The 20164-nt window shown below is 72.4% G+C and carries 18 protein-coding genes and 1 other RNA gene; 17 read left to right on the forward strand and 2 right to left on the reverse strand.

Going from position 1 to position 20164, the window contains the following annotated elements:
- Positions 1-7 precede the first annotated feature (7 nt).
- On the forward strand, positions 8-787 hold the full coding sequence (locus MOJ79_RS15100; RefSeq protein WP_241924900.1) for an enoyl-CoA hydratase-related protein: 780 nt from the start codon (positions 8-10) through the stop codon (positions 785-787).
- Positions 788-806: 19 nt separating this feature from the next.
- Positions 807-1550, forward strand: a complete 744-nt coding sequence (locus tag MOJ79_RS15105) for an SGNH/GDSL hydrolase family protein (protein ID WP_241924901.1) — start codon at positions 807-809, stop codon at positions 1548-1550.
- A gap of 22 nt (positions 1551-1572) precedes the next feature.
- Here the strand turns inward: MOJ79_RS15105 and MOJ79_RS15110 are convergent, their stop codons facing one another.
- Entirely contained in the window at positions 1573-1986 is a 414-nt protein-coding gene (locus MOJ79_RS15110) for an acyl-CoA thioesterase (RefSeq protein ID WP_241924902.1), read from the reverse strand.
- A gap of 40 nt (positions 1987-2026) precedes the next feature.
- Here MOJ79_RS15110 and MOJ79_RS15115 point away from each other — a divergent pair, with 40 nt between their 5' ends.
- A complete protein-coding gene (locus tag MOJ79_RS15115) occupies positions 2027-3937 on the forward strand; it encodes an ABCB family ABC transporter ATP-binding protein/permease (RefSeq protein ID WP_241924903.1) in 1911 nt (636 codons plus the stop codon).
- A gap of 187 nt (positions 3938-4124) precedes the next feature.
- Here the strand turns inward: MOJ79_RS15115 and cfa are convergent, their stop codons facing one another.
- Positions 4125-5309, reverse strand: coding sequence for a cyclopropane fatty acyl phospholipid synthase (cfa, locus tag MOJ79_RS15120; protein WP_241924904.1), 1185 nt, complete (start codon positions 5307-5309; stop codon positions 4125-4127).
- A gap of 183 nt (positions 5310-5492) precedes the next feature.
- On the opposite strand from cfa, the gene pyrC reads away from it, so the two are divergent.
- The 14 genes from pyrC (at position 5493) to MOJ79_RS15190 (ending at position 20079) form a co-directional block, all read left to right on the forward strand.
- Complete coding sequence (gene pyrC / locus MOJ79_RS15125; RefSeq protein WP_241924905.1) at positions 5493-6524, forward strand: dihydroorotase; 1032 nt, start codon at positions 5493-5495, stop codon at positions 6522-6524.
- Entirely contained in the window at positions 6521-7306 is a 786-nt protein-coding gene (locus MOJ79_RS15130) for an NYN domain-containing protein (protein WP_241924906.1), read from the forward strand. The genes pyrC and MOJ79_RS15130 overlap by 4 nt, the downstream gene beginning before the upstream one ends.
- Positions 7275-8135, forward strand: a complete 861-nt coding sequence (locus tag MOJ79_RS15135) for a DUF3025 domain-containing protein (protein ID WP_241924907.1) — start codon at positions 7275-7277, stop codon at positions 8133-8135. Before MOJ79_RS15130 ends, MOJ79_RS15135 begins: the two co-directional genes overlap by 32 nt.
- Complete coding sequence (htpX, locus tag MOJ79_RS15140; RefSeq protein WP_241924908.1) at positions 8132-9007, forward strand: protease HtpX; 876 nt, start codon at positions 8132-8134, stop codon at positions 9005-9007. The genes MOJ79_RS15135 and htpX overlap by 4 nt, the downstream gene beginning before the upstream one ends.
- A gap of 20 nt (positions 9008-9027) precedes the next feature.
- An RNA gene (rnpB, locus tag MOJ79_RS15145) (RNase P RNA component class A) lies at positions 9028-9370 on the forward strand.
- A 49-nt stretch (positions 9371-9419) separates the two neighbouring features.
- Positions 9420-10664 carry a multidrug effflux MFS transporter gene (locus MOJ79_RS15150; RefSeq protein WP_241924909.1) on the forward strand — a complete coding sequence of 415 codons (1245 nt, stop codon included), beginning with the start codon at positions 9420-9422 and terminating at the stop codon, positions 10662-10664.
- 216 nt (positions 10665-10880) lie between these two features.
- Positions 10881-11309, forward strand: coding sequence for a division/cell wall cluster transcriptional repressor MraZ (locus MOJ79_RS15155; RefSeq protein WP_119290444.1), 429 nt, complete (start codon positions 10881-10883; stop codon positions 11307-11309).
- Between the two features lie 4 nt (positions 11310-11313).
- Positions 11314-12267: a 16S rRNA (cytosine(1402)-N(4))-methyltransferase RsmH gene (rsmH, locus tag MOJ79_RS15160; RefSeq protein ID WP_336606330.1), complete on the forward strand. Its 954-nt coding sequence runs from the start codon at positions 11314-11316 to the stop codon at positions 12265-12267.
- Entirely contained in the window at positions 12264-12563 is a 300-nt protein-coding gene (ftsL, locus tag MOJ79_RS15165) for a cell division protein FtsL (RefSeq protein ID WP_119290448.1), read from the forward strand. The genes rsmH and ftsL overlap by 4 nt, the downstream gene beginning before the upstream one ends.
- On the forward strand, positions 12560-14347 hold the full coding sequence (locus MOJ79_RS15170) for a peptidoglycan D,D-transpeptidase FtsI family protein (RefSeq protein ID WP_241924911.1): 1788 nt from the start codon (positions 12560-12562) through the stop codon (positions 14345-14347). The genes ftsL and MOJ79_RS15170 overlap by 4 nt, the downstream gene beginning before the upstream one ends.
- Entirely contained in the window at positions 14347-15936 is a 1590-nt protein-coding gene (locus tag MOJ79_RS15175) for a Mur ligase family protein (RefSeq protein WP_241924912.1), read from the forward strand. The genes MOJ79_RS15170 and MOJ79_RS15175 overlap by 1 nt, the downstream gene beginning before the upstream one ends.
- Positions 15933-17342: a UDP-N-acetylmuramoyl-tripeptide--D-alanyl-D-alanine ligase gene (locus tag MOJ79_RS15180; RefSeq protein WP_241924913.1), complete on the forward strand. Its 1410-nt coding sequence runs from the start codon at positions 15933-15935 to the stop codon at positions 17340-17342. The genes MOJ79_RS15175 and MOJ79_RS15180 overlap by 4 nt, the downstream gene beginning before the upstream one ends.
- Complete coding sequence (gene mraY, locus MOJ79_RS15185; RefSeq protein WP_241924914.1) at positions 17342-18523, forward strand: phospho-N-acetylmuramoyl-pentapeptide-transferase; 1182 nt, start codon at positions 17342-17344, stop codon at positions 18521-18523. The genes MOJ79_RS15180 and mraY overlap by 1 nt, the downstream gene beginning before the upstream one ends.
- Positions 18520-20079, forward strand: coding sequence for a Mur ligase family protein (locus MOJ79_RS15190; RefSeq protein ID WP_241924915.1), 1560 nt, complete (start codon positions 18520-18522; stop codon positions 20077-20079). The genes mraY and MOJ79_RS15190 overlap by 4 nt, the downstream gene beginning before the upstream one ends.
- Positions 20080-20164: the final 85 nt, after the last annotated feature.

A 20164-nucleotide genomic window follows, 5' to 3' on the forward strand; every position in this document is an offset into this window, starting at 1 on the left:
CCGTCGCATGAGCACGACCGTGACGCCCCACATCAAGACGGCGACGCTCAACGGCGTCGCGACGATCGAGATCGCGCGCCCCGAGAAGAAGAACGCGCTGACGCAGGCGATGTACACCGCGATGGCCGACGCGATCGCGGCGGCGGTCACGGCGCGCGAGGTGCGCGCGCTGCTGATCACCGGCCAGCCGGGTGTCTTCACGTCGGGCAACGACATCGAGGACTTCGTGCAGCGCCCGCCACAGGGCGAGGACAGCCCGGTGCTGCGCTTCATGCGCGCGCTGCTCGAGTGCGACAAGCCGGTCGTCGCCGCGGTCACCGGCGCCGCGGTGGGCATCGGCACGACGATGCTGCTGCACTGCGACTTCGTCTACGTCGCCGACGACGCGCGGCTGGCGATGCCTTTCGTGGGTCTGGGGCTCGTGCCCGAGTACGCGTCGAGCCTGCTCGTGCCGCAGCTGATGGGCCCGCGCCGCGCGGCCGAGAAGCTGCTGCTCGGCGACCCGTTCGGCGCCGAGGAGGCGGTGGCCTGCGGTATCGCCAACGCGGTGCTGCCGCCGGCCGAGGTGCTGCCGCACGCGCGGCGCGTGGCCGAGCGCTTCAACGCGCTGCCGCCGGGGGCCGTGCGCGACGCGAAGGCGCTGATGCGCGCGCCGCAGCGCGAGCAGGTGATGCAGGCCATCGCCGCCGAGGCCGAGATCTTCACCCGCCGGCTGCGCAGCCCGGAGGCGATGGAAGCCTTCCAGGCCTTCTTCCAGAAGCGCGCGCCGGACTTCAGCAAGTTCTGACCGCCGCGGGCGGCGTGCGATGGGCCTGGCCGCCAAGCTGGTGCTCGGCCCGCTGCTCGTCGCGCAGGCGCTGGCCACGCGCCGGCGCCTGCCGCGGCTGCCCGAGGCCGAGGGCGCGCGCGAAGGCGTGGCGGGCGACGGCCCCGTCGCGCTGCGGCTGCTGATCGGCGGCGACTCGTCGGCCGCCGGCGTCGGCGTCGCGACGCAGGACCAGGCGCTGGCCGGCCACACCGTGCGCGCACTCGCCGAGCGCGTGGGCGGTGCCGTCGCGTGGCGGCTCGTCGCGCGCTCGGGGCTGACGACGGCGCAGTGCGCGGACCTGCTGATCGAGGCGGCGCCGCCGTGGCGCGCCGACGTCGCCGTGTTCGCGCTCGGCGTCAACGACGTGATCGACCTCGTGCCGCCGCGGCGCGCGCTCGCGGCGCGCGAGCGGCTCGTTGCGCACCTGCGCGAGCGCTGCGGCGTGTGCCACGTCGTCTTCATGCCGCTGCCGCCCGTGCACCGCTTCCCTGGCCTGCCGCAGCCGCTGCGCTGGGCGATGGGGGCCGACGCGCGTCGTCACGACGCCGCACTCGCACGCTGGGCCGCGCGCCGCGACGACGTCAGCCACATCCCGATCGATCTGCCGCTGGACCCGAAGGTGATGGCCAGCGACGGCTTCCACCCCGGCGAGCCGGTGTACCGGCTGTGCGGGCTGGCGCTGGCCGATCACATTGCGGCGCACGTGTGGCCGCGGCTGGCGCCAACGGCTCGCACGCGCTGAACGACCCGAGGTCGGCTGCCGGTCAGCTGCGCGGCACGGGCCGCGGCCGTCCCTGGGCGTCGGTTGCGACGTAGGTCAGCGTCGCCTCGGTGACCTTGACGACTTGGTGCTGCGCGTCGAGCCGCTGCGCGTAGACCTCGACGTTGACCGTGATCGACGTGGTGCCGATGCGCACCACCTCGGCGTAGAAGCTCAGCAGGTCGCCGACGCGCACCGGCTGCTTGAACACGAACTGGTTGACCGCCACCGTCGCGATGCGGCCCTGCGCGATGCGCAGCGGCAGCACGGATCCGGCCAGGTCGACCTGCGCCATCACCCAGCCGCCGAAGATGTCGCCGCTGGCGTTGACGTCGGCCGGCAGCGGGATCACGCGCAGCACGAGTTCCTTGTCGGTGGGCAGCTGTGCGCCGGTCGATGGGCGCGGATCGGTGGACATCGGCATCATTGCAGGTTGACAGCCGAAGGATTCTCACACGATGCGTGCGCTTGCCCACGGTTCGTCCTCCGCTTCCCTGCCCACCGCCGACCCGGCGCAGCGGCGCTCGGACTGGCGCACGCTGGCCAAGCTGCTGCCGTACTTCTGGCACTACCGCTGGCGCGTCGCGATCGCGCTCGGGTTCATGCTCGCGGCCAAGCTCGCCAACGTCGGCGTGCCGGTGCTGCTGAAGAACCTCGTCGACAGCCTGTCGGTCCAGCCCGCCGATGCCGCCGCGCTGCTCGTCGTGCCGGTCGGGCTGATCGTCGCCTACGGCGCGCTGCGGCTGTCGACGACGCTGTTCACCGAGCTGCGCGAGCTGATCTTCGCGAAGGCCACCGAGGGCGCGGCGCGCAGCATCAGCCTGAAGGTGTTCCGCCACCTGCACGACCTGAGCCTGCGCTTCCACCTCGAGCGCCAGACCGGCGGCATGACGCGCGACATCGAGCGCGGCACGCGCGCGGTGCACTCGCTGATCTCGTACTCGCTCTACAGCATCCTGCCCACCCTCATCGAGGTCGGTCTCGTGCTCGCGATCCTGGCGTGGAAGTTCGACGCCGCGTTCGCGTGGATCACGCTCGGCGCGCTCGTCGTCTACGTCGCGTTCACCGTCAGCGTCACCGAGTGGCGCACGCAGTTCCGCCGCCAGATGAACGAGCTCGACACGCGCGCGCACTCGCGCGCGATCGACTCGCTGCTGAACTACGAGACCGTCAAGTACTTCAACAACGAGGACTTCGAGGCCCGGCGCTACGACGAGAGCCTCGAGCGCCTGCGCCGCGCCGCGCTCAAGAGCCAGAGCACGCTGAGCCTGCTCAACACGGGGCAGCAGCTGATCATTGCCACCGCCCTCGTCGCGATGCTGTGGCGCGCGACGCAGGGCGTCGTCTCGGGCCAGATGACGCTCGGCGACCTCGTGATGATCAACGCGTTCATGATCCAGCTGTACATCCCGCTGAACTTCCTCGGTGTGCTGTACCGCGAGATCAAGCAGAGCCTGACCGACCTCGACAAGATGTTCGGCCTGCTCGAGCGCGAGCGCGAGGTGGCCGACGCGCCGGGGGCGCGCGACCTCGTCGTCACGCAAGGCGTCGTGCGCTTCGAGGACGTGTCGTTCGCATACGAGCGGCCCGACGGCGGCGCGACGCCGGCGCGCACGATCCTGCACCGCGTGAACTTCGAGATCCCGGCCGGCAAGACGGTCGCCGTCGTCGGCCCCTCGGGCGCGGGCAAGAGCACGCTCGCGCGGCTGCTGTACCGTTTCTACGACGTCACCGGCGGGCGCATCACGATCGACGGGCAGGACATCCGCACCGTGACGCAGGCCAGCCTGCGCCGCGCGATCGGCATCGTGCCGCAGGACACGGTGCTGTTCAACGACACGATCGAATACAACATCGCCTACGGCCGCCCGGGCGCGAGCCACGACGAGGTCGTCGCGGCGGCGAAGGCGGCGCACATCCACGACTTCATCGCCAGCACGCCGATGGGCTACCAGACGATGGTCGGCGAGCGCGGGCTCAAGCTCTCGGGCGGCGAGAAGCAGCGCGTCGCGATCGCGCGCACGCTGCTGAAGAACCCGCCGATCCTGATGTTCGACGAGGCGACGTCGGCGCTCGACTCGGCCAACGAGCGCGCGATCCAGGCCGAGCTCAAGAGCGCCGCGCAGGGCAAGACGGCACTCGTGATCGCGCACCGGCTGAGCACCGTCGTCGACGCGCACGCGATCGTCGTCCTCGACGGCGGGCGCATCGTCGAGCAGGGCACGCACGCTGAACTGCTCGCGCGCGACGGCGCGTACGCGCGCATGTGGCGGCTGCAGCAAAGCGGCCGCGACGGCGACCGTGCGGACGGCTCGGCGGGCGACGCGCAGGTTCGATCGCCATCGACGCCGGGTGTGCCGGGCGGGTAGCGATGGCCGGCACTCGGCCCGTTGCGGCCGTTCGCGACCGTCCGCATGCGACGGTTTGCAGGGGACGCAGGCACCGCCGTCGCCCTGTCGCCACGACCTTTGCGCGCTTACCCGACGCTCAAGGAACACGACGGGCCGTCAGCGTGCAGCGAAGAGAGCCGCCGCCGGCCGCACGCCGCGTCCCGCCTCACACCGCCGAGAAGCGCACCGACCGGTAGGTCTCGCGCCGCTCGCGCCCGGCGAGCACGACCTGCCACAGCTGTCCCTGCCGCGAGCGGAAGAAGCCGGCGCAGCACAGCAGGTAGTAGCGGAACATGCGCTGGAAGCGCTGCGGATAGCGGTCCTTCAGCTGCGGCCACGCGCGCTCGAAGTTGGCGTGCCACGCCATCAGCGTGCGGTCGTAGTCGGGGCCGAAGTTGTGCCAGTCCTCGACGAGGAAGCGGCCCTCGACGGCGCGCGCGATCTCGACCGCCGACGGCAGCTTGCCGTTGGGGAAGATGTAGCGGTCGATCCACGGGTCGGTGCGCGGCGACGTGACGTCGATGCCGATCGTGTGCAGCAGGAACAGACCGCCGGGCTTGAGCAGCCGGCGCACGGTGTCGAAGTACACCTCGTAGTTCTTCGGCCCGACGTGCTCGAACATCCCCACCGAGACGATCTTGTCGAACTGCCCCTGCAAGTCACGGTAGTCGAGCAGCTTCAGTTCGACCGGCAGGCCGGCGCAGCGCTGCTGCCCGAGCGCGAGCTGCTCCTTCGACACCGTGACGCCGACCACCCGCACCCCGAAGCGCTCGGCGGCGAAGCGCGCCAGCCCCCCCCAGCCGCAGCCGATGTCGAGCAGCGTCTCGCCGGGCTGCAGCTGCAGCTTGCGGCAGATCATCTCGAGCTTGTCGAGCTGCGCCTGCTCGAGGTCGGCGGCACGCTCCCAGTACGCGCACGAATAGATCATGCGCGAGTCGAGCATGCGCTCGAAGACGTCGTTGCCGGCGTCATAGTGCTTCTCGCCGACCTCGAACGCGCGGCCCTGCGACTGCAGGTTCAGCAGACTGTGGCGCAGCGTCTCGAGCGCCAGCCGCAGCTTGGCGGTGCCCACCGCGCGCGACTCGATGTCGGTGCGCGTCAGGCGGTGGAACAGCTCGTCGAGCTGCTCGCAGTCCCAGTCGCCGTCCATGTAGGCCTCGCCGAGGCCCAGCGACCACTGCGTCAGCACGCGGCGGTACAGGCGTGCGTCGCGCACTTGGATGTCCCAGGGCCGGCTGCCGTTGATGCGCACGTCGGCGTGCGCCAGCAGCTCCTCGATGATCTTCGGCGGCTGCGCATCGCTGCGCGGCGACGGCTGCCGCGATGGCAGCGTGGCTTCGTTGGAGCCCATCGTGGTCCTCGTCGGGGTGGCGAGCGGTGGGAACCGCACCGGCGCGAACGCACCGGCACGACGAAACTTCGCGACCGATTCTGCCGCCAACCCACGAGGCTGACATAGGCATCTTCGATCGCCGGGATAGAGCCACACCATCGCACCAGCGGCGCGCTCGGGCGAGGTGGGACAATCCCGCACATGACCGCGACGCTGACGCTGACCCGCCCCGACGACTGGCACCTGCACCTGCGCGACGGCGCCGCGATGGCCGCCGTCGTGCCGCACACCGCGCGCCAGTTCGCGCGCGCGATCGTGATGCCCAACCTGCGCCCGCCGGTGACGACGGCCGCGGCCGCGCAGGCCTACCGCGAGCGCATCGTCGCGGCGGTGCCTGCGGGGCTGGACTTCACCCCGCTGATGACGCTGTACCTGACCGACAACCTGCCGCCCGACGAGATCCGCCGTGCGAAGGCCGCGGGCGTCGTCGCCGTCAAGCTCTATCCGGCCGGTGCGACGACGAACAGCGACGCCGGCGTCACCGACGTGCGCCGCACGTACCCGACGCTCGAGGCGATGCAGCGCGCGGGCCTGCTGCTGCTCGTGCACGGCGAGGTGACCGACCCCGACGTCGACGTCTTCGACCGCGAGGCCGTGTTCATCGAGCGCGTGCTGCAGCCGCTGCGCCGCGACTTCCCGGGCCTGAAGATCGTCTTCGAGCACATCACGACGAAGGAGGCGGCGCAGTACGTGCGCGACGCCGATGCGAACACCGCGGCGACGATCACGGCGCACCACCTGCTGTACAACCGCAACGCGATCTTCGCCGGCGGCCTGCGCCCGCACTACTACTGCCTGCCGGTGCTCAAGCGCGAGGAGCACCGCCGCGCGCTGGTGGCCGCGGCGACCTCGGGCAGCCCGAAGTTCTTCCTCGGCACCGACAGCGCACCGCACCCGGCGCACCTGAAGGAGCACGCGAGCGGCTGCGCCGGCTGCTACACGGCGCTCGCCGCGCTCGAGCTGTACGCCGAGGCGTTCGACGCCGCCGGTGCGCTCGACCGCCTCGAGGGCTTCGCGAGCTTCCACGGCGCCGACTTCTACGGGCTGCCGCGCAACCGCGGCACCGTCACGCTGCGGCGTGAGCCGTGGACGCTGCCCGAGACGGTGCCGTTCGGCGACGCGACGCTCAAGCCGCTGCGCGGCGGCGAGACGCTGGCCTGGAGGCTCGCATGAGCGCCATCCGCCCCGAGCGCCACATCGCGCTGCTGATCGACGCGGACAACTCGCCGGCGTCGAAGATCGAGGTCATCCTCGCCGAGCTGGCCAAGCTCGGTGTCACCAACATCCGCCGTGCCTACGGCAACTGGAAGAAGAACGAGCTCAAGGGCTGGGAGAAGGTGCTGCACGAGTTCGCGATCCGCCCGATCCAGCAGTTCGACGTCAGCAAGGGCAAGAACGCGACCGACATGCTGATCGCGATCGACGCGCTCGACCTGCTGTACACCGACCGCCCCGACGCGTTCGGCATCGTCTCGTCGGACGCCGACTTCACGCCGCTGGTGATGCACCTGCGCGCCAAGGGCGCGACCGTCTACGGCTTCGGCGCGAAGAAGACGCCCGAGCCGTTCGTCAACGCCTGCTCGCGCTTCCTGTACCTCGAAAGCCTCGGCGAGGGTCGCGACGAGGCCGCCGCCGAGCCCGGCACCGCGAAGGCCGGCAAAGCGAAAGCTGCCGCGCCGCGCAAGCCGACGGCTGCCGAGCTGCGGCGCGATACGCGGCTCGTGAGCCTGCTGCGCAACGCGGTCGAGAACGCCGCCGGCGAGGACGGCTGGTCGCAGCTCGGTGCGGTGGGCTCGCAGATCGCCAACCAGGCCAGCTTCGACCCGCGCAACCACGGCTTCAAGAAGCTCGGCGACCTGATCGAGGCGATCGGGTTGTTCGACGTCGAGAAGCGCGGCTCGCACCTGTACGTGCGCGACCGTCGTGCCACGCGCAGCGAGTCGCGCGCCGACTGAGCCGCCGCACCGTCCGCCGGCCGAGCCGGACTGGTCGCGGCCCTGGTTCGCGCCGTGGGCGCGGCTCGGGCCGGCGCTGTGGGCGGCGTGGCGCGGCGGTGCCGCGCTCGCCGACGCGCTGAACGTCACCGCGCGGGTGCACGGCGTCGGTGCGGCGCCCGTCTTCGTCGCGGCAGCGGGGCGCCGGGCAGCCGAGCCGTACGAGGCGCTCGTCGCGCGCACGCGCGCCGTGCCGGTGCGCGACACGCTGCACGACGCGTTGAACGGGCTGGTCTGGCTGCATCGGCCATCACTGAAGTGGGCGCTCAATCACGCTCATGCGCAGCAGATCGCGCGGCGCGGCGTCGGCGGGCGGCGCGGCGCGGTGCGCGACGCGCTGACGCTGCTCGACGAGAACGGCGTGCTGCTCGCGGCGCCGCCCGGGCTCGTCGAGGCCTTGCGCCGGCGCGACTGGGCAGCGCTGTTCGTCGGGCACCGTGCGGCGTGGGCGCAGGCGCGGCTCGAGGTCGTCGGCCACGGCTTGCTGGAGCAACTCGCGCGCGCGCCGCGCAAGGCGCTGACGGCGCACGCGTGGTGCGTGCCCGCCGCGCACTTCGACGCCCCCGCCCTGCCGACCGGCCTGACGCCGGCGCTGTGGACGCCGCTGCCGGTGCTGGGCGTGCCCGGCTGGTGGCCCGACAATGACGACCCGCGGTTCTACGCCGATGCGGCCGTGTTCCGGCCAGGCTCTGGAACTCGTCGCGACCGCCCCCAACTAAGCGCGCTGTCGGGTCAGCCCGTCGGCCTGCCGCGGGCGCCTACGCAACCTTCAACAACGACCACACCATGAAGCGCATCGTTTTGTTCCTGGCCACCAACCTCGCGGTGGTCGTCGTGCTGGGCATCGTCGCCAACGTCCTCGGCCTGACCCGCTTCCTGTCGGCGCAGGGGCTCGATCTGGGCGCGCTGCTCGGCTTCGCGTTCGTGATGGGCTTCGGCGGCGCGTTCATCTCGCTGCTGATCAGCAAGCCGATGGCCAAGTTCAGCACCCGGGCGCAGGTCATCAACGACTCGCGCGACCCGGTGCACCAGTGGATCGTCGCGACGGTGCAGAAGTTTGCGAACCAGGCCGGCATCCGCATGCCCGAGGTCGCGATCTACGAGGGCGCGCCCAATGCGTTCGCGACCGGCGCGTTCAAGAACTCGGCGCTGGTCGCGGTCTCGACCGGGCTGCTGCAGAGCATGAACCGCGAGGAGGTCGAGGCGGTGATCGGCCACGAGGTTGCGCACGTGGCCAACGGCGACATGGTCACGATGACGCTGATCCAGGGCGTGATGAACACCTTCGTCGTGTTCCTGTCGCGCGTGATCGGCTACATCGTCGACCGCGTCGTGCTGCGCAACCAGAACGAGGGCCCGGGCATCGGCTACTACGTGTCGACGATCGTGCTCGACCTCGTGCTCGGCGTGCTCGCGGCGATCATCGTCGCGTGGTTCAGCCGCCAGCGCGAATTCCGCGCCGACCGCGACGCGGCGCGCCTGATGGGCCGCCCGCAGCCGATGATCAACGCGCTCGCGCGCCTGGGCGGGCTGCAGCCAGGCGAGCTGCCGCAGGCCGTCGAGGCGATGGGCATCAGCGGCAAGAGCGGCATCATGGCGCTGCTGTCGACGCACCCGCCGATCGAGCAGCGCATCGCCGCGCTGCAGCAGATGGGGCGCTGAAAAGGGATAATTTGCATTGTGAAGCGAGCCAGACCGCCGCTGGCGCGAGGCCCGAAAGGGCGCGCTGGAGGAAGGTCCGGACTGCACAGGGCAGCGTAGCGGGTAACACCCGTCCACCGCGAGGTGCGGATCAGAGCCACAGAGACGAGTCACGGCGGGGCGTGCCCCCGCCGTGGGTGAAACGCGGCAATCTCTACGCGCAGCAACACCGAATAGGCACGCGGCGACCTGGCCCGGGTAGCGTGCGGGTGGGTGGCACCGAGCCGGGTGGGCAACCCCCGGCCCAGACGAATGGCGGTCACGCCGGCGCCCCGGCCACGGGGCGGCGGCGCACAGAATCCGGCCTATCGGCTCGCTTCACACATTCTTCGCCGCCGCGGCCTGCACCGCGCGGCGCGCCAACACGCTGCCGATGAACCCCGACGCCGACACGCTCTGGCGCCACCCGCGCTGGGCGCTGGCGGTGATGCTCGCGTGCCTGGGCATGCTCGGCCCGTTCGCGATCGACACCTACCTCCCGGCGTTCACCGGCATCGCGCGCGCGCTCGGCGCGACGCCGGTGCAGATGCAGCAGACGCTGTCGGCGTACCTGTTCGGCTTCGCGGTGATGAACCTGTTCCACGGCGCGCTGGCCGACAGCTTCGGGCGGCGCCCCGTCGTGCTCGGCGGCGTCGGGCTGTTCACGCTGGCGTCGCTGGGCTGCGCGCTGAGCCCGTCGATCGGCTGGCTGGTGTTCTTCCGCGCGCTGCAGGGCATGTCGGCCGGTGCCGGCATCGTCGTGTCGCGCGCGATCATCCGCGACATGTACCCGCCGGCCGATGCGCAGCGGGTGATGAGCCAGGTGACGATCTACTTCGGCGTCGCACCGGCGATCGCGCCGGTGGTCGGCGGCTGGGTCTACGTGCACACCGACTGGCACGTGATCTTCTGGCTGCTGACGGCGTTCGGTGCCGCGCTGTGGTGGGCCAACTGGCGCTGGCTGCCCGAGACGCTGCACGCGCGTGAGCGCCAGCCGTTCGCGGTCGGTGCGCTGCTGCGCGGCTACGCGCAGCTGGTCTCCAGCGCGCGCTTCGTCGCGCTGGCCTTCGCCAGCGGCGTGCCGTTCAACGGCATGTTCCTGTACGTGCTGTCGGCGCCGGTGTTCCTCGGCGAGCACCTGCGGCTGGGGCCGACGCAGTTCTTCTGGTTCTTCGGCCTGACGATCGCCGGCATCGTCGGCGGCGCGTGGCTGTCGGGGCGGCTGGCCGGTCGCATCCGCCCGGCGCGGCAGATCCGGCGCGGCTTCGCGATCATGCTCGCCGTCTCGCTCGTCAACGTCGCGCTCAACGCGCTGTTCGAGCCGCACGCGGCGTGGGCGTTGCTGCCGATCGCCGGCTTCGCGTTTGGCTGGGCGCTGATGGTGCCGGTGGTCACGCTGCTCGTGCTCGACCAGGCGCCGCAGCGCCGGGGCATGGCGTCGTCGCTGCAGGCGTGCCTCGGCAGCCTGGCCAACGCGCTGGTGGCCGGCGCGATCGCGCCGCTGGTGATGCACTCGACGCTCGCGCTGGCGCTGACCTCGCTGGCCTTTCTCGGCATCGGCATCGCCGCCTGGGCGTGGGTGCGCCGGCGCGTGGCGGTGCCCGCCGCGCGCGGCGACGACGCCGCAAGCGCCCGTTGACGTGCGGCCGCGAGCCCGCCCGTCATGCTCACTGATCGGTTTCAGTTCATCGCGCAAGTTCTTATTTTTGAACGCGAAACCGCTCACCGTCTCGCGACGAAATCCGTCTTAAGTACTTGATTCCATTAATTTTTTCGGCTCTGGCGATTGACCCGCCACGCCGCCGACGCTACAGTGTCACAGCGTGGGAGTTGGTGGGAATTCGTGGCGGACGCAGTGTTTCAGGGGACGTCGGTGCTGGCGCTCGACGCCAAGCACCGCATCACGGTGCCGGTGCGGCACCGTGAGCTGCTGCTCGCGCTGTCCGGCGGCCAGCTGACGCTCACGAAGCACCCCGACGGATTCCTCATCGTGTTTCCGCGCCCTGCGTGGCACGCGTTCCGCGAGAAGCTGCTCGCGATGCCGATGTCGACCGAGCGCTGGCGCCGCGTCTTCCTCGGCAGTGCCGACGACGTCGAGATGGACAGTGCGTCGCGCGTGCTCGTCGCGCCGGCGCTGCGCGAGGCCGCGGGGCTGGGCAAGGACGTGCTGCTGATCGGCAACGGTCATCGCCTCGAGCTGTGGGACAAGCAGCGCCACGCCGAACACGAGGCGCAGACGATCGCCCAGGGCATGCCGCCCGAGATCGCCGCGCTGGTCTTCTGAGTCCGTGTCGACATGGCCCCACGTCCCGGTGCTCCTCACCGAAGCCGTCGAGCTTCTGGTGACGCAGCCGCACGGCACTTACGTCGATGGCACCTTCGGCCGCGGCGGCCATGCGCGGGCGATCCTGCAGCGGCTCGACGCGCGCGGGCGGCTGATCGCGTTCGACAAGGACCCGCAGGCGGTGGCGGCCGCCACGCAGGGTCCGCAGGCGATCGCCGATGCGCGCTTCGCGATCGTGCACGCGAGCTTCGCGACGATGCGCGAGGCGCTGGCCGCGCGCGGCATCGCGCAGGTGCAAGGCGTGCTGCTCGACTTGGGCGTGAGCTCGCCGCAGCTCGACGACCCGCAGCGCGGCTTCAGCTTCCGGCACGACGCGCCGCTGGACATGCGCATGGACACGACCCGCGGCGAGACCGCCGCGGACTACCTGGCCCGCGCCGATGAGCGCGACATCGCGAGGGTGATCCGCGACTATGGGGAAGAACGGTTTGCTGTTCCGATTGCAAAGGCGCTTGTGGCTCGCCGCGCAGGCGGGCGCCCCGTTCGCACCACCGGCGAGCTGGCCGACGTCGTGGCTCGCGCGGTCAAGACCCGCGAGCCGGGCCAGGACCCTGCGACGCGCACGTTTCAGGCTCTTCGGATTCGCGTCAACGCTGAGCTCGAGGAGCTCGAGCAGGGGCTGAGCGCCGCGCTCGACCTGCTGGCTCCCGCCGCCCGCCTGGCCGTGATCAGCTTCCACTCGCTCGAGGACCGCATCGTCAAGACCTTCATCGCGCGCGAGAGCCGCGCCGAGGTCGACCGCCGCGCGCCGTTCGCGCCGCCGCGGCCGACGCGGCTGCGGGCGTTGGCGCGCGTGCGCCCGTCGGCCGACGAGATCGCCGCCAACCCGCGCGCGCGCTCGGCGATCCTGCGCGTGGCCGAGCGCACGGCCGATGCAGCGCCGGGGAGGGCGCCGTGAGCCGGCTCAACGTCGTGCTCGTGCTGGCCATCGTCGCCAGCAGCCTGGTGCTGGTGCGCACGGCGTACGAGTCGCGGCGGCTGTTCGCCGAGCTCGACCGCGCGCGCAACCAGCAGCGCCAGCTCGAGCTCGAACACAAGCGCCTCGAGGCCGAACGCCAGGCGCAGGCGACGAACCTGCGCGTCGAGCGCATGGCGCGCGAGCGCCTGGCGATGCGCACCGCGACGCCGGCGGTGACGCACTACGTGGCCGACCCGATCGCCGCGGCCGCGTCTGCGACCGGAGGTGCGCGATGAGCCGCCCCGCGGGTCGCAGCACCGACCGCCGCGGCGTCGCCGCCGCGGTGCGCAGCGTCAACTACGGCAGCAGCCCGCTGCTGGCGTCGAAGACGCCGCCGTGGCGCTCGAAGTTCGTCGTCGCGCTGATCGGGCTGGGCTCGTGCCTGCTCGTCGGGCGTGCCGTCTACATCCAGATCATCGGCACCGACTTCTACCAGCAGGAAGGCGAGAAGCGCTACGCGCACACGCTGACGCTGCACGGCAGCCGCGGCAAGGTGCTCGACCGCAACGGCCAGCTGCTGGCCACCAGCGTCGAGGCGCCGTCGATCTGGGCCATCCCGCGCGACGTCGACGCGTCGCCTGCGCAGCGCCGCCAGCTCGCGAAGGCGCTGGGCATGACGCCGGCCGACCTCGAGCGGCGCCTGGCCGAAAACCCGAAGTTCGTCTGGCTGCGCCGCCAGGTCGACGACGCGCTGGCCGAGCAGGTCAAGGCGTTGGGCGTCAGGGGCGTGCACCAGACGCGCGAGTACAAGCGCCGCTACCCCGAGGGCGAAGCCGCCGCGCACGTCGTCGGCTTCACCGACGTCGAGCACCGCGGGCAGGAGGGCATCGAGCTCGCGCTCGAGTCGCGGCTGCGCGGGCGCAACGGCTCGCGCGACGTCGTCAAGGACCGGCTCGGTCGCGTCGTCGAGGACGTGCGCGACCAGATCGACCCCGTGCACGGCGAGGACGTCACGCTGGCGATCGATGCCAAGGTGCAGGCCTTCGCGTACCAGAAGCTGCGCGACGCGGTCGCCGAGCACAAGGCGCGCGCGGCCAGCGCCGTCGTGCTCGACGCGAAGACCGGCGAAGTGCTCGCGCTGGCCAACTACCCGAGCTACAACCCCGCCGACCGGCGCCGCCTGTCGGGCGAGCAGCTGCGCAACCGCGCGCTGACCGACACCTTCGAGCCCGGCTCGACGATGAAACCGTTCATCGCCGCGTGGGCGATCGAGACCGGACGCGCGAAGCCGACGACGCTGATCGACACCGCCCCCGGCTGGATGACGATCACCGGCAGCACGATCCGCGACCACGACCCGCTGGGCACGCTGACGCTGGCCGGCGTCGTGCAGAAGTCGAGCAACGTCGGCACCGTCAAGCTCGCGATGCAGATGCCCGCGCGCGAGATGTGGCAGCTGTACGCCGACATCGGCCTCGGCCAGAAGCCGCAGATCGACTTCCCCGGCGCCGTCACCGGCCGGCTGCGTCCGTACAAGACGTGGCGTCCGATCGAGCAGGCGACGATGAGCTACGGCTACGGGCTGTCGGCCAGCCTGCTGCAGCTCGCGCGCGCCTATACCGTGTTCGCGCACGACGGCGAGCTGCTGCCGGTGACGATCCTCAAGCGCGACGCGCCGGCGCAGGGCACGCGCGTGATCTCGCCCGAGACGGCGCGCCAGGTGCGCCAGATGCTCGAGCTCGCCGCCGGCCCGGGCGGCACCGCGCCGCTGGCGCAGACGGTGGGCTGGTCGGTCGGCGGCAAGACCGGCACCGCGCGCAAGCAGGAAGGCCAGTCGTACGCGACCAACAAGTACCGCGCGTGGTTCGTCGGGCTGGCGCCGATCGGCGATCCGCGCATCGTCGTCGCCGTGATGGTCGACGAGCCGAGCAACGGCAAGTTCTACGGCGGGCAGGTCGCCGCGCCGGTGTTCAGCCAGATCGTGCAGCAGACGCTGCGCACGCTGGGCGTGCCGCCCGACCGCGACGTCGTGCCGCAGATCCTGGCGCGCGACCTGCCCGCGGTGCGCGAGAGCTTCTGATGGCGACGCTGCGCCTGTCCAGCCCCGACGCCGCCGCGCAGTGGCTGCGCGCGCGCGTGCGCGGCGCGCTCGTCACCGACCACCGTCGCGTGCGCCCCGGCGACGGCTTCGTCGCGTGGCCGGGGCGGCGCGTCGACGCGCGCCAGTTCGCGCGCAGTGCGCTGGCCGCCGGCGCCGCGGCCTGCCTCGTCGAGCACGACGGCGCCGACGCGTTCGCGTTCGACGACGAGCGCATCGCGACGCTGCCCGGGCTCAAGGCCGCGGCCGGCGTCGTTGCCGACGCATTCCACGGCCACCCGAGTGCCGTGCTCGACGTCGTCGCGGCGACGGGCACCAACGGCAAGACGTCGACCGCGTGGTGGACGGCGCAGGCGCTGACCGCGCTCGGGCGGCGCTGCGCGCTGGTGGGCACGCTCGGGATCGGCGAGCCGCCGCGCATCGGCGCGGCGGATGGAGAACCACCGCGCATCGGCGCGGCGGGTGGCGAGCCGCCGCACCCGGACACCGGCGCACCGGCGGCGCTCGAGACCACCGGCCTGACGACGCCCGACGCGGTGCAGCTGCACGCCGCGCTGCGCCGCTTCGTCGACGCCGGCTTCGCGGCGTGCGCGATGGAGGCCTCGTCGATCGGCCTCGACGAGCACCGGCTGGCCGGCGTGCGCATCGCGGTGGCGCTGTTCTCGAACCTGACGCGCGACCACCTCGACCACCACGGCACGATGCAGGCCTACGGCGAGGCCAAGCGCCGCCTGTTCGCGTGGCCGGGGCTGCGCGCGGCGGTGGTCAACGTCGACGACCCGTTCGGCGCGCGCCTGGCCGACGAACTGCGGCGCGAGGGCCGGCTCGACCTGTGGACCTGCTCGACGCAGGGCGCGGCGCGGCTGGCCGCGCGCGACCTGCGCTACGCCGGCGACGGCCTGGCGTTCGACGTCGTCGAAGACGGCGTCGCGCACCCGGTGGCCAGCACGCTGATCGGCAGCTTCAACGTCGCCAACGTGCTGCTCGTGGTCGGCGCGCTGCGCGCGCTGGGCGTGCCGCTGGCCGATGCCGCAGCCGTCGTGCCGGAACTGACGCCGGTGCCGGGGCGCATGGAGCGTGTGCTGCCGCCCGATGTCGACGCCGCGGCCATGCCTGAGGTCGTCGTCGACTACGCGCACACGCCCGACGCGCTCGAGAAGGTGCTCGTCGCGCTGCGCCCGCTGGCTGCGGCGCGCGGCGGGCGGCTGTGGTGCGTGTTCGGCTGCGGCGGCAACCGCGACGCGACCAAGCGCGCGCCGATGGGGGCGGTCGCCGAGCGGCTGGCCGACGTCGTCGTGCTGACCAGCGACAACCCGCGCGGCGAGCGCCCCGGCGCGATCCTCGAGCAGATCGCTGCCGGGCTGCGCGAGCCGCAGCGCGCGCGTGTGATCGAGGACCGTGCCGCCGCGATCGCCGCCGCCGTCGGTGAGGCGCGCGCGTGCGATGTCGTGCTGCTGGCCGGCAAGGGCCACGAGGACTATCAGGAGGTCGACGGCACGCGGCGCCCGTTCAGCGACCTCGCCGAGGCCGAGCGCGCGCTGCGTGCACGCGCCACAGGAGCCGCGCGATGAGCACGACGCCGATGATGACGCTCGCGCAGGCGCACGCGCTGCTGCCGGGATCGACGCTGGTCGGCGACGGCGCCATCGCGTTCGACCGCGTCGCCAGCGACAGCCGCACGCTGCGCGCGGGCGACCTGTTCGTCGCGCTCAAGGGCGAGCGCTTCGACGGGCACGACTTCCTCGCCAGCGCGCGCGCGGCCGGCGCGGTCGCGGCGGTCGCCGAGCGCGGCCTCGACGCGCAGGCGATGCCCGGCCTGTGCGTGGCCGACTCGCTCGCGGCGCTGCAGCAGCTCGCCGCCGCGTGGCGGCGCCACCTGCACCTGCCGCTGATCGCGGTGACCGGCAGCAACGGCAAGACGACGGTCACGCAAATGATCGGCGCGATCCTGCGCGCGTGGCACGGCGACGGCGGCTTCGCGACCGAGGGCAACCTGAACAACCACATCGGCGTGCCGCTGACGCTGCTGCGCCTGCGCCAGGACGACCGCACGTGGCACCGCGCCGGCGTCGTCGAGCTCGGAATGAACCACCCCGGCGAGATCGCGCTGCTGGCCCGGCTGGTGCAGCCGCAGGTCGTGCTCGTCAACAACGCGCAGCGCGAGCACCAGGAGTTCATGGCCAGCGTCGAGGCCGTCGCGCGCGAGAACGGCAGCGCGATCGACGCGCTCGCGCCCGACGGCGTGGCCGTCTACCCCGGCGACGACGCGTTCGCGCCGCTGTGGCACGCGATGGCCGGCGGCCGGCCGCAGCTCACGTTCTCGCTCGACGGCGCGGCCGACGTGACGGCCGACGTGCGCTGGGTCGCCGACGGCGACGAGCCGCACTGGGCGATGACGCTGCACACGCCGGCCGGCAGCGCGACGACGACGCTGCGCCTGGCCGGCCGCCACCACGCGAAGAACGCGCTGGCCGCCACCGCGTGCGCGCTGGCCGTCGGCGCGCCGCTGGAGGCGGTCGCGTGCGGGCTGGCGTCGTTCGCACCGGTGGCGGGGCGCTCGCAGCTGCACGTGCTGCAGCGCGGCGGGCGGCGCGTGACGCTGGTCGACGACACCTACAACGCCAACCCGGACTCGGTGCGCGCAGCCATCGACGTGCTCGCCGGCCTGGCCGCGCCGCGCGCGCTGGTGCTCGGCGACATGGGCGAGGTCGGCGCGCAGGGGCCGCAGTTCCACGCCGAGGTCGGCGCCTACGCGCGCCAGCGCGGCATCGAGACGCTGTGGACCGCGGGCACGCTGGCCGTGCACGCGGCACGCGCGTACGGCGGCGCGGCGCGCCACTTCGACGACGTGCCGGCGCTGCTGGCCGCGCTCGGCGAGCTGCCGGTGGCGTCGTCGCTGCTGGTCAAGGGCTCGCGCTTCATGCGCATGGAGCGTGTCGTGCAGGCGCTGCTGCACGCCGGTAAAGGAGGCGCCTGATGCTGCTCGCGCTGAGCCAATGGCTGCTCGCCCTCGAGCCCGACGCGCTGAGCTTCCTGCGCGTGTTCCAGTACCTGACGTTCCGCGCCGTGATGGCGGCGATGACGGCGCTCGTGATCGGCATCGCGCTCGGGCCGTGGGTCATCCGCAAGCTCGCCGAGCTGAAGATCGGCCAGCCGATCCGCGAGTACGGCGTCGCCGAGCACCTGGCCAAGAGCGGCACGCCGACGATGGGCGGCGTGCTGATCCTGATCGGCATCGGGGTGGCGACGCTGCTGTGGTTCGACTGGAGCAACCGCTTCGTGTGGGTCGTGATGCTGGTGACGTTCGGCTTCGGCGCGATCGGCTGGGTCGACGACTGGCGCAAGGTCGTCGACAAGAACCCCGAGGGCATGCGCTCGCGCGAGAAGTACTTCTGGCAGTCGCTGATCGGGCTGCTGGCGGCGTTCTTCCTCGCGTTCGCGGTGTCGGAGAGCTCGAACCAGCGCGTGCTCGACCTGTTCGTGCGCTGGATCCAGAGCGGCTTCACCGAGCCGCTGCCGCCCAACGCCGACCTGCTGGTGCCGTTCTTCAAGACGGTGAGCTACCCGCTCGGGGTGTGGGGCTTCATCATCCTGACCTACCTCGTGATCGTCGGCAGCAGCAACGCTGTCAACCTGACCGACGGTCTCGACGGCCTGGCGATCATGCCGGTCGTGATGGTCGGCTCGGCGCTGGGCATCTTCGCCTACGTGCAGGGCAACGCCGTGTTCTCGCGCTACCTGCTGCTGCCGTTCATCCCCGGCGCCGGCGAGCTGCTGATCTTCTGCGCCGCGATGGCCGGCGCGGGGCTGGCGTTCCTGTGGTTCAACGCGCACCCGGCGCAGGTCTTCATGGGCGACGTCGGCGCGCTCGCGCTCGGCGGCGCGCTCGGCACGATCGCCGTCATCACGCGGCAGGAGATCGTGCTCGCGATCATGGGCGGCATCTTCGTCGTCGAGGCGCTGTCGGTGATGGCGCAGGTCGCCTACTTCAAGTACACGAAGCGGCGCTACGGCGAGGGCCGGCGCATCCTGAAGATGGCGCCGCTGCACCACCACTTCGAGAAGAGCGGCTGGAAGGAGACGCAGGTCGTGATCCGCTTCTGGATCATCACGATGCTGCTGTGCCTGATCGGCCTGGCGAGCCTGAAACTGCGATGAACGTCTTCGGCGGAACCACTGCGCTCGTGCTCGGCCTCGGCCACTCGGGGCTCGCGATGGCGCGCTGGTGCGCGCGCCACGGCGCCGCGGTGCGGGTGTGGGACTCGCGCGAGGCGCCGCCGCAGCTCGACGCGCTGCGCGCCGCGGTGCCCGGCGCCGCGTTCGCCACCGGCGCGCTCGACGACGCGGCGCTCGACCGCGTGCAGCTCGTGCTCAAGAGCCCGGGGCTCGCGCCCACCGACGCGCGCATCGCGCCGCTGCTGGCGGCCGCGCGCGCGCGCGGCGTGCCGGTGTGGGGCGAGCTCGACCTCTTCACCCGCGCGCTGGCCGACCTGCGCGAGTCGCGCGGCTACGCGCCGCAGCTGCTCGCGGTGACCGGCACGAACGGCAAGACGACGGTCACGTCGCTCGCGGCGCTGCTCGTCGAGCGCGCGGGCCGGCGCGTCGTCGCCGCCGGCAACATCGGCCCGACGATGCTCGACACGCTGGCCGCGGCGCTGGACGTCGAGGGCGGCGAACACCCGCTGCCCGAAGTCTGGGTGCTCGAGCTGTCGAGCTTCCAGCTCGAGGACGCCGCGCTCGGTTTCGAGCCGAGTGCCGCCGTCGTGCTCAACGTCACGCAGGACCACCTCGACTGGCATGGCAGCTTCGAGGCCTACGCGGCGGCGAAGGCGCGCGTCTACGGCCAGCACGCGGTGCGCGTCGTCAACCGCGACGACCCGCTCGTCGAGGCGATGGTCGCGCCGCCGCCGGCCAAGCCGGGCAAGGGCAAGCCGCCCGAGCTGCCGCCGGTCGTGCGCTTCGGCCTCGACGCACCGGCCCACCCCGGCGACTACGGCCTCGTCGTCGAGCACGGCATGGCCTGGCTCGTGCGTGCGCTGGGCAGCGACGACGGCACGCGGCGCCGCCGCGCCGGCGCGGCCGCCGACGACGAGCTGCACCTGCAGCGCCTGATGCCGGCCGACGCGCTGCGCATCCGCGGCCGCCACAACGCGGCCAACGCGCTCGCGGCGCTCGCGCTGGCCACCGCGATCGGCTGCCCGCTCGCGCCGATGCTGCACGGGCTGCGCGAGTACCGCGGCGAGCCGCACCGCGTGCAGCACGTCGGCCGCGTCGGCGAGGTCGACGCCGTCGACGACAGCAAGGGCACCAACGTCGGCGCGACGGTCGCGGCGCTGCGCGGGCTCGGTGCCGACCAGGCGCCCGGGCGGCTCGTCGTGATCCTCGGCGGCGACGGCAAGGGGCAGGACTTCGCGCCGCTGGCCGAGCCGCTCGTGCGCCACGCGCGCGCGGTCACGCTGATCGGCCGCGACGCGCCGGCGATCGACGCGCAGGTCGGCGCCGCGCTGCGCGACGCCGGCATCGCGGTGCAGCGCCACGACACGCTCGAGGCCGCCACCGCGTGGGGCTTCGAGGTCGCGCAGCCGGGCGACGCGGTGCTGCTGAGCCCCGCGTGCGCGAGCCTGGACATGTTCCGCAACTATGCACACCGTGCCGACGTCTTCGTCGCTGCGGTGCGCGCGTGCGCCGAACGGCGCGGCGAGGTGCTGGCATGAGACACCCTGTGTCAACCCCCCGCTGTTTTGAGCAACATTTGAAGTCCGCCGTGTGCGCTGGGGTCGTAGGGTTTGCGGTCGATCC

Source organism: Calidifontimicrobium sp. SYSU G02091, assembly GCF_022631395.1.
GTDB classification, from domain to species: domain Bacteria; phylum Pseudomonadota; class Gammaproteobacteria; order Burkholderiales; family Burkholderiaceae_C; genus Calidifontimicrobium; species Calidifontimicrobium sediminis.

Bases quoted from the DNA above. Each gene is read 5' to 3' on its own strand.
- MOJ79_RS15100 (WP_241924900.1), top strand. From the start codon at position 8: ATGAGCACGACCGTGACGCCCCACATCAAGACGGCGACGCTCAACGGC.
- MOJ79_RS15105 (WP_241924901.1), top strand. From the start codon at position 807: ATGGGCCTGGCCGCCAAGCTGGTGCTCGGCCCGCTGCTCGTCGCGCAG.
- MOJ79_RS15110 (WP_241924902.1), bottom strand. From the start codon at position 1,986: ATGTCCACCGATCCGCGCCCATCGACCGGCGCACAGCTGCCCACCGAC.
- MOJ79_RS15115 (WP_241924903.1), top strand. From the start codon at position 2,027: ATGCGTGCGCTTGCCCACGGTTCGTCCTCCGCTTCCCTGCCCACCGCC.
- cfa (WP_241924904.1), bottom strand. From the start codon at position 5,309: ATGGGCTCCAACGAAGCCACGCTGCCATCGCGGCAGCCGTCGCCGCGC.
- pyrC (WP_241924905.1), top strand. From the start codon at position 5,493: ATGACCGCGACGCTGACGCTGACCCGCCCCGACGACTGGCACCTGCAC.
- MOJ79_RS15130 (WP_241924906.1), top strand. From the start codon at position 6,521: ATGAGCGCCATCCGCCCCGAGCGCCACATCGCGCTGCTGATCGACGCG.
- htpX (WP_241924908.1), top strand. From the start codon at position 8,132: ATGAAGCGCATCGTTTTGTTCCTGGCCACCAACCTCGCGGTGGTCGTC.
- MOJ79_RS15150 (WP_241924909.1), top strand. From the start codon at position 9,420: ATGAACCCCGACGCCGACACGCTCTGGCGCCACCCGCGCTGGGCGCTG.
- MOJ79_RS15170 (WP_241924911.1), top strand. From the start codon at position 12,560: ATGAGCCGCCCCGCGGGTCGCAGCACCGACCGCCGCGGCGTCGCCGCC.
- MOJ79_RS15175 (WP_241924912.1), top strand. From the start codon at position 14,347: ATGGCGACGCTGCGCCTGTCCAGCCCCGACGCCGCCGCGCAGTGGCTG.
- MOJ79_RS15180 (WP_241924913.1), top strand. From the start codon at position 15,933: ATGAGCACGACGCCGATGATGACGCTCGCGCAGGCGCACGCGCTGCTG.
- mraY (WP_241924914.1), top strand. From the start codon at position 17,342: ATGCTGCTCGCGCTGAGCCAATGGCTGCTCGCCCTCGAGCCCGACGCG.
- MOJ79_RS15190 (WP_241924915.1), top strand. From the start codon at position 18,520: ATGAACGTCTTCGGCGGAACCACTGCGCTCGTGCTCGGCCTCGGCCAC.